We start from the raw sequence: 14,229 nt of genomic DNA, 5'->3' as shown, positions 1-14,229 counted from the left end.
GTTGGGGGCAATAGGTGCAAGTATAGCTATATTTATGATGAGAAGGGGCTGGGGGTGAGGTCAAAATCCTGTGCATCGAACTCACGTTAATTAAAATTATCAAGCATACGCTGCCGTAAATTCTTAGTAGGCACAATTCATGAATTGTGCCTACTTCATTTTTTAATTCCGATGTCTAATGACTAGTCACTAAACTGAACTCAGTTGTTTTTTCAGGATTAGCTTCTGGACTATCAGCTTCAGAAGGCGGAACTAACTGCCAGAATTTCGGCAAAAATTCTTGCCAGTTTTGCAGAATTTTCTTCGCCTTTGGTGAACCAGTGCGTTCTGCATGATTTTGGATTAATTCTTGCAGTTGCTTTGCACCTACTTCGGTAATCACCCGCTGTATTTTGACTATTTCCGGGTTGACTAACTCACGAAATGAGTCGTCTTCATCCAAGAAGTATGCGAGTCCACCAGTCATTCCAGCAGCTACGTTTCGTCCTACTTTGCCAAGGACGACAATCACACCACCTGTCATGTATTCACAACAGTGATCTCCAGCACCTTCAATTACTGCGATGCCTTTGGAGTTTCTCACAGCAAAGCGTTCTCCTGCTAGACCATTGGCAAATAATATGCCACCAGTAGCACCATAGAGGCAGGTATTGCCAACTATCACGTTTTGTGATGCGTTATAGGTAGCATCTGTTGGAGGTTTGATGATGATTTCACCACCATGCATCCCTTTACCTACATAGTCGTTTGCTTCTCCTTCCAACCTGAGAATTATACCTGGGAGGTTGAAAGCACCAAAGCTTTGTCCAACACTACCTGTAAAGTTGAGATTAATTTGTCCTTCGAAGCCACTATCACCGTATTGAGAAGCGATCGCACCCGCTAATCTTGTGCCCACTGTTCTGTCAGTATTGATAATTGGGTAAGTCTTGGTGACAGTAGACTGATCCCTAATAGCAGCCTGAATGTCAGGATCGGCAAGGAACTTGTCATCTAAAACCACGCCGTTGCTATGAACTTCTTCATGCACCAACCAGCTACGATTGTCTTTGCTATTTGGTAGCTGAAGTAAACAGTCAAGATTCAACGATCGCGTTTTGGTGAGATTTACTTCTTCGCGCAGTTTTAACAAATCTGCACGTCCAACGATTTCTGACAAAGAACGGTAGCCAAGTCGGGCTAACAAACTCCGCACTTCTTCCGCAATGAAGTAGAAGAAGTTGACAACTTGTTCCGGCATTCCCGTAAACCGTTTGCGGAGTTCTTCTTTTTGAGTAGCAACACCCACAGGACAGGTATTCATGTGGCAAACTCTCGCCATAACACAGCCTTCAGCAATCATGGCAATGGAGCCGAAACCGAATTCTTCACCGCCCATCAATGCACCCATTACCACATCCCAACCACTCTTGAGTCCGCCATCTACGCGTAAAATCACGCGATATCGCGCAGGCCATTTTCCATCAAGACGCGATGCACTTCGCTTAAACCTAATTCCCAAGGGGAACCAGCATGTTTAATCGAACTGAGTGGCGATGCACCTGTACCACCATCATGTCCAGAAATCTGAATAATATCAGCGTTTGCTTTGGCTACACCAGCTGCGATCGTGCCAATGCCAACTTCTGCAACTAGCTTCACCGACACCTTTGCTTTGGGGTTAATTTGGTGCAGGTCAAAAATCAGTTGTGCTAGGTCTTCAATCGAATAGATATCGTGGTGTGGTGGTGGCGAAATCAGCGTAACACCTGGTTTGGAGCGCCTTAACATTGCAATGTATTGGCTCACCTTGGGCCCTGGGAGTTGTCCACCTTCACCAGGCTTGGCACCTTGGGCAATTTTGATTTCAATTTGTTTGGCGTTGACTAAGTACTCTGGGGTGACACCAAAGCGTCCCGATGCAACTTGCTTAATGGCACTATAAGCTCGATCGCCATTTCGCAATCCTTTTAAATGAGGTAGGGTTGGCGAGTAACCAGATTCGTCTACATCATCTAGAACTGTGTAGCGCACTGGATCTTCGCCGCCTTCTCCAGAATTGGATTTACCGCCAATGCGGTTCATAGCGATCGCTAAAGTTTCATGAGCTTCTCTTGACAAAGCGCCTAAAGACATGCCACCTGTGCAGAAGCGTTTGACTATTTCATATACTGATTCCACTTCTTCTAGAGGAACTGGGGTGCGATCGCCTTGGAAATCTAGTAAATCGCGCAAGGCTGTTACTGGTCTGCCTTGGAGGTGCTTTTTGTAAACTTCGTAGTGATCATAGTTTTTGTCATCTAGAGCCTTATGCAGCGCCTTAACCATTTCGGGGCTATTCATGTGGTACTCGCCGCCAGGACGGTACTGCACAAAGCCCAGGTTTTGTAACTTATTAGCCGTCAGTTCTGGGAAAGCTTTGCAGTGGAAGGAAAGCACTTCATCAGCAAGTTCGGTAACACTCAAACCACCGATGCGGGAAGTCGTCCCACGGAATCCCAGTTCGATTAAATCTCCACCAATGCCAATAGCTTCAAAGATTTGGGCTGCTTGATAGCTGGAAAGCAGAGAAATTCCCATCTTGGAGAGAATTTTTAACAAACCTGATTCTACTGCTTTGCGATAGTTTCCTAAAGCTTGTTCTAGGGTGAGGGTGGGAATTTTTTGCACACCCATTAACTTTTGAGTTTTGGGATCGGACCACCAATCACGCACCGTATCTAAAGCCATGTACGGGCAAACTGCACCAGCACCATAGCCAATCAGACAAGCAAAGTGATGGGTACTCCAGCATTGAGCAGTATTCACAATCAGGGATGTTTTCATTCGCAACCCCTCACGAATCAGATGGTGATGCACCGCACCTACTGCTAATAGGGGAGGAATGTAGGTATATTCTGTGTTGAGACTGTCATTAGCTTGATCGCTTAATATTAAAATCTTTGCACCTGCCCGGACTGACTCAGCTGCTTGTGCTTGTAAAGATTGCACTGCGGCTTTCAATCCTTCAGGGCCAGTGGCGATCGCAAATAGGGTTGACAACTCAGCCGTGGCAAATCCTGACAGCTTAATTGCCTCTAATTCACTATCAGTTAACACTGGCGATTCGAGTTTTAATCTCCGAGCATATTCTGGCTTAGGTTCTAATAAGTTACCCCGTTCACCCAGTTCAACTTTTAGAGACATCACTAGCTTTTCTCGCAGGGGATCGATCGCTGGGTTCGTCACCTGAGCAAAGCGCTGTTTGAAATAGTCATAAAGCAGGTGGGGCTTTTGCGACAGCACCGCTAAGGGAATATCATCACCCATGCAGAAAGTCGGTTCTGAACCTGCGATCGCCATTGGATGAATCACCATATCTACATCTTCTGTGGTGTAGCCAAAGGCAGTTTGACGCTGAAGTAAGGTTTGCTTGTCAATTGTCACTTGTGCTTGGTCATTTGTCATTTGTCCATTGCCATTGCCATTTGCTAATGACGGATGACTAATGACTAATGACTTTAATTCTTGACGATGCTGTTGTAGCCATTCTCCATAAGGATGCTGCTTGGCGATGCGCCTCTTTATATCCCAATTCTTCAGCACTTCATGATTTTCTAAATCCACGGCAATCATTTGCCCTGGGCCAAGTCTACCTTTCTCGACAATATCGGCTTCTGGGAAATCCACCACACCAGCTTCCGAAGCTACAACAATGTAATCATCTTTGGTAATCGCGTAACGAGCGGGTCTTAAACCATTACGATCTAGTGTTGCACCAACTTTTTTGCCATCGCTGAATACTAAAAGTGCTGGCCCGTCCCAAGCTTCTTGCAAACCACTGTAATATTCGTAGAAATCAACAATTTCTGGAGATTCACGTAAAGAAGGCTGATTTTGGTAAGCTTCTGGAACCATAATCATTAAAGCTTCCAAGGGGCTGCGTCCAGAGCAAACCAGCAATTCCACTACGTTGTCTAGGGTAGCTGAGTCGCTATTATCAATGTGAACTAATGGCTTGAGTTCCTGGATGCGATCGCCCCATACAGGATGATTCAGGCTAGCCTCTCGTGCCATCATCCAGTTGATGTTACCCAATAAGGTATTGATTTCGCCGTTGTGACCCAAAAGCCGCATTGGTTGGGCTAGCGGCCACTTGGGCATGGTATTGGTACTAAAGCGGCGGTGATAAACAGCAAAGGCGCTTTTGTAAGCTGGATTTTTTAAATCGTCATAAAAGCTGCCCAAGACAGCAGAACGCACCATACCTTTGTAGACAATTGTGCGACTCGACAACGAACAGATATAAAATTCTTCTGAGATATCAGTTGCAGCTTTACTAATGCGGCGGCGGGTAATATACAACTGCCGTTCCAATTCATCACCGCTTTTGTCAACAGAAGCTAACAAAACTTGTTCAATCTGGGGTTGATTTTCTCTTGCTTGTACCCCCAGTAAATCAGATTGCACTGGTACTACTCGCCAACCCAATACAATTAATTTCTCTTCAGCAGCTACTTGCTCGACAGTCACTCTAGCTTTTTGTGCTGCTTGCTGGTCTTGTGGTAGAAATATCATCCCCACAGCTATGCGATCGCTAGATGGAAATTCCTTCCCCCTTTGGGCAAAGTCTTGTTGGAACAACTCCCAAGGGATAGCTGTCAATACTCCAGCACCATCACCAGAGTCGCGATCGGCGCTACAACCTCCCCGATGTTCTAAGCAGGTTAAAGCAGCTAAGGCTTTTTCGACAATTTCGTGGCTGGTATGATTTTGGCGATGAGCAATAAAACCGACACCACAGGCATCTCGTTCCTCTACTAACCACTTTTGCCCCTGATAGGTATCTCTTGAGTTGATATCCGCTGTGATTTTCTGTCCTTGATTCATCGGTTTATTATTCATACCCTGTTCCTGAAGTATTGAGTTACCAATTTTGCCACTACATTGTGGGAAAAAATTTCTAAATTCAGCGATGGAAAATATATAAGCACCGAAATTTAGGGAAAAAAAATTTTAACTTCGGTTTTACTTTCTCAGTTTTCCCGTGTTAAAATAATTGCGTGTTTTTTATGTGTTTATGCGGTGTTAGACAATTTACCTCCGCCAAGACATTATTTTTGCCCTGACAGTTTCTTTTTTATATTTTGAAGTTAAGTATTTTTTCAATCTCTTTTTTCCAGATGCACACTAGCTACTCATGGAGCCTATTTCGGCTCACCTGAAACAAAACTAAAACTGAACGCTGCACTATTTTTTCAAGCCAAAGCCCAGATAATTTGTAATCGATCGCGACAATCAAGAACTCACTCTAAGCAGTCGCGTTGCGTTTATTAAAGAAGCTATGCTAAAGGCTTTACGCTACGCTACCTTAATTCGTGGTTGCAATCAGTGAGGGGTTCTACCCTCCATTGTCTTGTTAACCATTGAATTAAAAATTGAGTCTGATCTGGTGTACCCTTTTAATTACGAATTAGTAATTATTTGGTTATCCCGATCCAGCAATAAAATCAGCGTATTACAATATATACCCATTTGACAATTCCCAAATATTTTTGTTGTCTAGAATTTTGCCGCTTACCAGTTGCTGTATGTATTACTATTAACTAGACATTACTGAAGTAATAACAGTAGCAACGTTCATCTTGGATTAAATATCTTAATCCAATTTGGATAACCAAAACTACCGTATGTAGTGTGGTTAGAATTAGTGGGAGTTAAAAAACTTGATTGCAGTGGCTTTAGCGTCTAAATAAATTAATGTGTATCTACAAGAGATAACTAGCCAATATATAGATTATCATATTTATTCCAAAAAAAAGTCATGTTTCCTTTATATTTCCAAATAATTGGTTAGTTTAAACCTTGGTGATAGTTTTCAAAAATATCTAGTAAATTATGGTAAAAATGCTGAATTGTTGCCAATCAGAGATTAGCGACGGCTTTACAAATGCCAAGGGCGATCGCAGATTTTTCCGGGCTACTGTGTCACCAATACTTTTAACAGTACTGTGCTTAACGACTACTTATGCTACCAACGCCCAGGAGTCCCCGAAAACCACCAAATTTATACCCAGGTTAATCTCACAGTCAGCTGCACCTCCTTTACCAGGTGTGGCATCCTCTGGTAATCAAATTTCCCTCAATTGTCGTACTTTACCAGGAACTTGGTTACAGCGACCTGGAAAATCTGGACAGGTGACAACCAATATTAGTGATGGGGCATTTAAGCAATTAATTGGAGTAAATTTCTTAAACAGTAGTAATTCAGCGAAGCAACCAATACAGTGGTTTTCGTCGCTGACAACGCCACTGGTTTTATCTACCAGACTACTAGGAGCATATCGCTATCTGGATATTAGCAATTTTGCTCAAACATCTGGATGGGAAATCCGAACCAATGGCAACATTTTGGTGATTGCTACCCCAAAAACACAAATCACAAATATTGTTCAGAGCCAGGAACCTCTAGAAGCGAGTGCCCCTTTGCAACAGACTCGGATTCGTGTCGATTTAGATCGTCCCACTCCCTGGCAACTTGCACAAGGATCGGCGATCGCCAAACCGCAAACACCATCTTTCGATCCAGATACGCCAACCCCAAAATCCACTGTACCGCCAAATCGGAAGTGGACAATTACTCTTGATGGAATCGCCGATCCCATTTTGATAGAACGCTATACTCCCCAGCCACCAGTAGCACCAATAGCACCACCATTGTTGCCAAACTTGCTCAAACAATTATTACCAGTTACACCAACACAACCAATACCAGCAGCACCAGCCCCAACCCCTGAACCACTGATTCAAAAAGTGGAGGTGGTGAAAAACCAAACCATTATTAGTCTGAGCGTTCCCTTTGGTTTATCACCTCAAGTTAGTACTGTTGCTAACCCCAATCGCCTGATTATCGATATTCGACCCGATCCTTTAGAAGAACGAGATATTACTTGGGCCCCAGGATTGCGCTGGCGACAGCATTATGTCAACTTAGGCACAGAACGCTTTCCGGTGGTCTGGCTAGAAGTTAATCCCCGCAAATTTGGGCTAACATTGAAACCGATGTGGGCTAGTCCTGATGGACTTGCGGGTACTGCTCCCTTAATTCAAACAGCACAACGTTACTTAGCAGTGGCTGGAATTAACGGTGGTTATTTTAACCGTAATAACAGATTGCCATTGGGTGCGATTCGTCGAGATAATCAGTGGTTATCAGGCCCGATTCTTAACCGAGGTGCGATCGCTTGGAATGATTCAGGTCAATTTTACTTCGGTCGTCTCACCTTGGAAGAAACTTTAATTACGGCAAATGACCAGCGCCTACCAATTCTGTTTCTCAATAGTGGTTACATTCAAAGTGGCATTGCTCGTTACACCCCAGCTTGGGGATCGACTTACACGCCGTTGACGGATAACGAAATTATCTTAGTGGTACAAAAAAACCAAATTACTAATCAGTTACCAGGCGGCAAAGTTGGTGAGACGCCGATTCCCATTCCCCAGGATGGCTACCTACTAACTTTACGCGCTAACGCTGCTAGCGCTGCCTCTGGGCTACCTATTGGAAGCGCAGTAAGTATTTCCAGCGCCACTACTCCAGTTGATTTTAGTCGTTATCCCCACATTATCGGAGCGGGACCGCTATTAGTCCAAAATCGTCAAATTGTCCTTGATGCCAAAGGTGAAAAATTCAGCAACGCCTTTATTGCCGAAAAGGCTATTCGCAGCGGTATTTGCACAACGGCAACAGGGACATTAATGATTACTGCCACACATAATCGTGTCGGCGGTTATGGGCCTAATTTGGCAGAACATGCTCAATTGATGCAACAGATGGGCTGTGTAGATGCTTTAAATTTAGATGGCGGTAGCTCTACCAGCCTTTATTTAGGAGGGCAACTACTCGATCGATCGCCCAGTACCGCTGCTCGTGTTCACAACGGAATTGGTATTTTCCTGCAACCACGAAAATGAGGTAATAGGGAAAAACTTAATCCTCAATCCCAGTCACTTTTTAAAGTTTAGAACAACCTATCATTTTGCTTGATGAAGACTTGGTGTAGACATCAGAATTTTAGTAGTGATCGTTTACACCATAAGGTTTGATTTTGCTATGTTTATCAAAGTGCGACAAAATTGCTGATTTCCAAGGTTGCAAGATAGCGCCAAATTTTTTTATCAATAATTAAGAGTACCAACGGTTTGTTATGTCTTCAAATGAGGTAACTATGGCTCGATATCAAGAAACTACACAGACTGAAACTCTACACCTCCCTCCAAACATAACTTCCAGGGGCGTTGCTGCAACAGAATTACGTCCTTGGGGTGCTTTTACAGTTTTAGAAGAAGGGCGCGGATACAAAATTAAGCGCATCGAAGTTAAGCCTGGACACCGCCTCAGTCTACAAATGCACCATCACCGCAGCGAACATTGGATTGTCGTCTCTGGTACAGCTAGAGTAGTTTGTGGTGAGAAAGAAGTACTACTGAGCAATAATGAATCAACATATGTACCCCAATGTACATCTCATCGTTTAGAGAATCCTGGCGTGATTCCGTTGGTATTGATTGAAGTCCAAAATGGCGAATACTTGGGAGAAGATGATATTATTCGCTACCAAGATGACTATGCCCGTACCAAAGATTAAAACCAAAAGAACGCTATTAATGCTCTAATCCCAAAGCTGAATACATTTTTGTTTGTGTAAACCGTCTTTGTGAACGAACTACTACACCCCAGAAGTCCCTACCTTGACTAGGTGGGGACTGAAGCATGTTAGTGTTATAAATGTAGTAATAGCGATCGCGCTCATGCCTTTGGTGATTTGGAATTTTTTTGCACAAGCAAGGGTCAACCTATCTGTAAAATGGAAGATGGGGTATTCAACTGCAAAAAACGAGTTCCATGATTCATCTGAGTCAAGCAGCCGTAAGTGAGATTGGGCGAATAAAGTCCAAGCAGCCAAATGTCTTGTTTCGATTGGCAGTAAAACCAGGTGGTTGTTCTGGATTCTTTTATGATATGTCCTTCGATGAAACAATAAAAGTTGGCGATCGGGTTTTCGACTTGGATGAGATTCAAGTCGTCATCGATGCCACAAGCTTAAATTACCTCAACGGTTTGAGAGTTGATTATTCAGAAGACTTAATGGGTGGTGGTTTTCGCTTCCACAATCCCCAGGCGATCGCTACCTGTGGCTGTGGCAATTCCTTCTCCTTTAGTCATTAGTCATTGGTTCTCACAAAGGACAAATGACAAAAGACAAATAACAATTGACATAAAGCCGTAAAAAAAGATATAATCAGGATTTGTTAAAACTTAGACCATAAGCAGCTTTACGCGCTGTAACTCATGCCAACAATACAGCAGCTAATACGAAATGAGCGCGAACAAGCGCGTCAGAAAACCAAGTCCCCGGCTCTGAAACAATGTCCCCAACGTCGGGGAGTTTGTACCAGAGTATACACGACCACACCAAAAAAGCCTAACTCAGCCCTACGCAAAGTAGCAAGAGTCAGACTTACCTCTGGATTTGAAGTCACAGCTTACATTCCAGGCATTGGTCACAACTTACAAGAGCACTCAGTTGTGATGATTCGTGGCGGTCGGGTTAAGGATCTACCAGGCGTGAGATACCACATTATCCGTGGCACCCTAGATACAGCCGGAGTCAAAGACCGCAAGCAAGGCCGTTCCAAGTATGGAACCAAGCGTCCTAAAGAAGCGAAAAAATAGGATTAGGCGATTAATCGCATCCAAGACGATTAATCGTCTATCTTAAAAGCGCCCAAGGGCAAAAGAAGGAGCGCCGTCTTTGTTCTAGGAGTTGCGATCGAGGCTACTAAAGTCTGTTTCCAAAAATCAAGCAAACTACATCTACACTAAGCGAGCAAGTGTAGAAGTTCTGAGGAAGAAAATGCTGTAACCCACAGCGAATTTCTCATCTGAACATTAAAGTTTATAATCTTGTCGCCTTGAGTATTTCGTTGCAGATAGTAAGTCAAACAATTTTTGATTTTAGATTTGCGATAGCGTAGCATTAGTGAGTTATCGAGCGTCTTTTGGATTGGTCGAACCCAGCAGGGAATTAGGCTTACAGACTTTTGATTTTTTCAGATCCTTGGGATCGGAATAGATACCAAAAACTTTTAATCCAAAATCCAAAATCCAAAATCCAAAATTGGCAGTAAATAAGTCAGACTTGCTGTAACGGTCGAAAAAACTGAGGAAGTCTGAGGGTTGGGTTGTACCGCTTTTAGTTTCCGGTGTCTGATAGCATATAATTTCGTTGCCAATTCCGAATTAAAGGTGAAGTATGTCTCGTCGTGGTGTTATTCAAAGGCGCCCAGTTCCGTCTGACTCCGTATATAACAGTCGCCTTGTGAGCATGATTATCAGACGGATCATGCGTCATGGCAAAAAATCACTTGCCGCACGCATTGTTTATGATGCATTAAAAACTATTGAAGAACGCACTGGTGCTGGTGCCTTAGAAACCTTTGAAAGAGCAGTGCGAAATGCCACGCCTTTAGTAGAAGTAAAGGCTCGGCGAGTTGGTGGAGCAACCTACCAAGTACCAATGGAAGTGCGTACAGAACGGGGCACTACTTTAGCACTGCGTTGGTTAGTGCAATATTCTCGCTCCAGGCCAGGCCGGACAATGGCCAGCAAATTGGCAAATGAGTTAATGGATGCTGCCAACGAAACTGGCAATGCCATTCGCAAACGCGAAGAAACGCACCGGATGGCGGAAGCTAACAAAGCATTCGCACACTATCGTTATTAAGTAAAAAAGCGATATATCGCTTTGCCGAAGCGGTATATCGTAGATTTACACAAAAAGACGGTTTTCCGTAAAAGTATAGAATCTTAACAAAGAGTAATATACAAGATATCATGAGGCAAAAACTATAGGAGGTAGCTGTGGCACGCACGATCCCGCTAGAGAAAGTACGCAACATTGGTATTGCGGCGCATATAGATGCGGGCAAAACAACAACAACAGAGAGAATATTATTTTACTCTGGGATAATTCATAAAATTGGCGAAGTTCATGAAGGAACTGCCGTCACAGACTGGATGGAGCAGGAGCGGGAACGGGGAATCACCATTACTGCCGCTGCGATCAGTACCAGTTGGAAAGATCATCAAATTAACATTATCGATACTCCGGGTCACGTAGACTTCACAATTGAAGTTGAGCGTTCCATGCGCGTGTTGGATGGTGTGATCGCAGTATTTTGTTCTGTGGGTGGCGTGCAACCGCAGTCTGAGACAGTGTGGCGGCAAGCAGAACGCTACAAAGTTCCTCGGATAGTCTTTATCAACAAGATGGATCGCACGGGAGCGAACTTTTATAAAGTTCACGACCAAATCCGCGATCGCCTGCGGGCAAATGCGATCGCCATTCAACTACCAATCGGTAGTGAAAATGACTTCCAAGGTATCGTTGACCTTGTACGGATGCGTGCGTATATTTACGCAAACGATCAAGGAACTGATATCCAGGAAACTGATATCCCGGAAGCGTTGCAAGCGCAGGTAGACGAATATCGCACCAAGCTAATAGAAGCTGCGGCAGAAACTGATGATGCTCTGATGACTAAGTACTTCGAGGGCGAAGAACTTACAGAACAGGAACTTCGGACTGCTCTGCGTACAGGCACAATCGCCGGGACAATTGTACCAGTACTATGCGGCTCGGCATTCAAAAATAAAGGCGTACAGTTGATGCTGGATGCCGTTGTCGATTACCTGCCAGCACCAAGTGAAGTACCACCAATTCAAGGCTTACTGCCGAATGGCGATACTGTTGAGCGGCGGGCTGATGACAACGAACCCCTAGCCGCTCTGGCATTCAAGATTATGGCTGACCCTTATGGTCGCCTGACATTTGTTCGTGTTTATTCTGGTGTCCTGAAAAAGGGCAGCTACGTTCTCAACGCTAGTAAGAATAAAAAAGAACGGATTTCCCGCTTAGTTCTAATGAAGGCAGATGAACGGCAAGATGTCGATGAACTGCGAGCGGGTGATTTGGGAGCAGCTTTGGGATTGAAAGACACCTTGACAGGTGACACGCTCTGTGATGAGGGAGCGCCGGTAATTCTGGAATCCCTATTCATTCCTGAGCCTGTAATCTCGGTAGCGGTTGAACCCAAAACCAAAAACGACATGGACAAGCTGTCCAAGGCTCTGCAATCTCTCTCAGAAGAAGACCCCACCTTCCGTGTCCGTGTCGATCCGGAAACAAACCAAACCGTAATCGCGGGGATGGGAGAGCTACACCTAGAAATTCTAGTAGACCGGATGTTACGAGAATTCAAGGTTGAAGCGAATGTAGGTGCACCGCAAGTAGCTTACCGAGAAACAATTCGGAAAGCTGTGAGCAGAATTGAAGGTAAATTTATCCGCCAAAGTGGTGGTAAAGGTCAATACGGTCACGTTGTGATCAATTTGGAGCCTGGAGACCCTGGTACTGGCTTTGAATTCGTCTCCAAAATTGTCGGCGGTTCAGTACCGAAAGAGTACGTTGGCCCCGCAGAACAAGGAATGAAAGAAAGCTGTGAATCAGGTGTTCTAGCTGGATATCCATTGATTGACGTTAAAGCAACGCTAATTGATGGGTCATACCACGATGTAGACTCTTCGGAAATGGCTTTTAAAATCGCTGGTTCAATGGCGATGAAAGAAGCTGTGCTGAAAGCTTCACCCGTCCTCTTAGAGCCTATGATGAAAGTTGAGGTTGAAGTTCCTGAAGACTATATCGGGAACGTCATTGGCGACCTCATTGCTCGCCGAGGGCAGATTGAAAGCCAAAGCACCGAACAGGGACTTGCTAAGGTCGCATCCAAAGTTCCGCTGGCGACCATGTTTGGCTACGCCACTGATATCCGGTCAAAAACGCAAGGTCGGGGTATCTTCACGATGGAGTTCAGCCACTACGAAGAAGTGCCTCGCAGCGTAGCTGAAACTATCATTGCAAAAAGCAAAGGGAACGCTTAGTTAAAATAAGGAAATGAGTATTCATGGCACGCGCAAAGTTTGAAAGGAATAAACCCCACATCAATATCGGTACAGTTGGCCACGTTGACCACGGTAAAACTACCTTGACAGCAGCCATCACCATGACCTTAGCAGCTATGGGTCAGGCTGTAGCTAAAGGCTACGACCAAATTGATAATGCCCCAGAAGAAAAGGCACGGGGTATTACCATCAATACCGCTCACGTAGAGTATGAAACTGCAAATCGACACTATGCTCACGTAGACTGTCCAGGACACGCTGACTATGTGAAGAACATGATCACTGGTGCTGCACAGATGGACGGAGGTATCCTTGTAGTTGCTGCTACCGATGGTCCTATGCCTCAAACCCGCGAACACATTCTGTTGGCAAAACAGGTTGGCGTTCCCAGTCTGGTAGTCTTCTTGAACAAAGAAGACTTGATGGACGATCCAGAACTCTTGGAACTAGTGGAATTAGAACTGAGAGAACTGTTAAGCAGCTATGATTTCCCTGGCGATGATATCCCTATTATCAAAGGCTCTGGTCTGCAAGCTCTAGAAGCAATGACCAAGAATCCCAAGACCCAACGCGGTGAAAATCCTTGGGTAGACAAAATCTATGAACTGATGGATGCTGTAGATTCTTACATCCCCACACCAGAGCGGGATGTTGATAAACCCTTCCTGATGGCTGTAGAAGACGTGTTCTCAATCACAGGTCGTGGTACTGTAGCCACTGGTCGGATTGAACGCGGTGTAGTCAAAGTAGGCGATAACGTTGAACTAGTAGGTATCAGAGATACTCGCGCTACTACCGTAACTGGGATTGAAATGTTCAAGAAGAGTCTTGAGCAAGGTATGGCTGGAGATAACGCTGGCGTACTACTCCGGGGTATTCAGAAGACTGATATTGAACGGGGTATGGTAATTGCCAAACCAGGTTCAATTAAACCTCATAATGAATTTGAAGGTGAAGTGTACGTCCTTACAGAAAAAGAAGGTGGTCGTAAGACTCCATTTTTCGCTGGCTACCGTCCCCAGTTCTACGTGCGGACAACCGATGTAACTGGTACTATCAAAGCCTATACCTCCGATGAAGGCAAAGAAGTAGAAATGGTGATGCCAGGCGATCGCATCAAAATGACAGTAGAATTGATCAACGCGATCGCGATTGAACAAGGAATGCGCTTCGCTATCCGCGAAGGTGGTCGCACCATCGGTGCAGGTGTCGTCTCCAAAATTATCAAGTAGCACCTTTTTGCTCAT

The 14,229-nt window shown here is 44.5% G+C and carries 7 protein-coding genes and 1 pseudogene; 7 read left to right on the top strand and 1 reads right to left on the bottom strand.

Going from position 1 to position 14,229, the window contains the following annotated elements; genetic code table 11:
• Positions 1-175: 175 nt before the first annotated feature.
• Positions 176-4,863 (bottom strand): annotated as a pseudogene (locus ACR5KR_RS16100) (glutamate synthase-related protein).
• Between the two features lie 993 nt (positions 4,864-5,856).
• On the opposite strand from ACR5KR_RS16100, the gene ACR5KR_RS16095 reads away from it, so the two are divergent.
• From ACR5KR_RS16095 to tuf, 7 genes are all read left to right on the top strand, one after another.
• Positions 5,857-7,932, top strand: a complete 2,076-nt coding sequence (locus tag ACR5KR_RS16095) for a phosphodiester glycosidase family protein (protein WP_448267181.1) — start codon at positions 5,857-5,859, stop codon at positions 7,930-7,932.
• A gap of 254 nt (positions 7,933-8,186) precedes the next feature.
• Positions 8,187-8,606, top strand: coding sequence for a cupin domain-containing protein (locus ACR5KR_RS16090; RefSeq protein ID WP_104907515.1), 420 nt, complete (start codon positions 8,187-8,189; stop codon positions 8,604-8,606).
• A 257-nt stretch (positions 8,607-8,863) separates the two neighbouring features.
• Positions 8,864-9,187 carry a HesB/IscA family protein gene (locus ACR5KR_RS16085; protein ID WP_445631487.1) on the top strand — a complete coding sequence of 108 codons (324 nt, stop codon included), beginning with the start codon at positions 8,864-8,866 and terminating at the stop codon, positions 9,185-9,187.
• A gap of 123 nt (positions 9,188-9,310) precedes the next feature.
• Entirely contained in the window at positions 9,311-9,694 is a 384-nt protein-coding gene (gene rpsL, locus ACR5KR_RS16080; RefSeq protein ID WP_012410236.1) for a 30S ribosomal protein S12, read from the top strand.
• Positions 9,695-10,274: 580 nt separating this feature from the next.
• Positions 10,275-10,745, top strand: coding sequence for a 30S ribosomal protein S7 (gene rpsG / locus ACR5KR_RS16075; RefSeq protein WP_069070112.1), 471 nt, complete (start codon positions 10,275-10,277; stop codon positions 10,743-10,745).
• A gap of 137 nt (positions 10,746-10,882) precedes the next feature.
• Entirely contained in the window at positions 10,883-12,961 is a 2,079-nt protein-coding gene (gene fusA / locus ACR5KR_RS16070) for an elongation factor G (RefSeq protein ID WP_445631488.1), read from the top strand.
• A gap of 23 nt (positions 12,962-12,984) precedes the next feature.
• The gene (gene tuf / locus ACR5KR_RS16065) at positions 12,985-14,214 is read left to right on the top strand and encodes an elongation factor Tu (protein WP_445631489.1); all 1,230 of its coding nucleotides are present in this window, start codon (positions 12,985-12,987) and stop codon (positions 14,212-14,214) included.
• Positions 14,215-14,229 lie beyond the last annotated feature (15 nt).

It is taken from the genome of Nostoc sp. DSM 114159, assembly GCF_053470285.1.
Note: the sequence above shows the minus strand (reverse complement) of the source record. Positions and strands in the feature narration are given on the sequence as shown.

Bases quoted from the DNA above. Each gene is read 5' to 3' on its own strand.
- rpsL (WP_012410236.1), top strand. From the start codon at position 9,311: ATGCCAACAATACAGCAGCTAATACGAAATGAGCGCGAACAAGCGCGT.
- ACR5KR_RS16090 (WP_104907515.1), top strand. From the start codon at position 8,187: ATGGCTCGATATCAAGAAACTACACAGACTGAAACTCTACACCTCCCT.
- ACR5KR_RS16095 (WP_448267181.1), top strand. From the start codon at position 5,857: ATGGTAAAAATGCTGAATTGTTGCCAATCAGAGATTAGCGACGGCTTT.
- rpsG (WP_069070112.1), top strand. From the start codon at position 10,275: ATGTCTCGTCGTGGTGTTATTCAAAGGCGCCCAGTTCCGTCTGACTCC.
- tuf (WP_445631489.1), top strand. From the start codon at position 12,985: ATGGCACGCGCAAAGTTTGAAAGGAATAAACCCCACATCAATATCGGT.
- ACR5KR_RS16085 (WP_445631487.1), top strand. From the start codon at position 8,864: ATGATTCATCTGAGTCAAGCAGCCGTAAGTGAGATTGGGCGAATAAAG.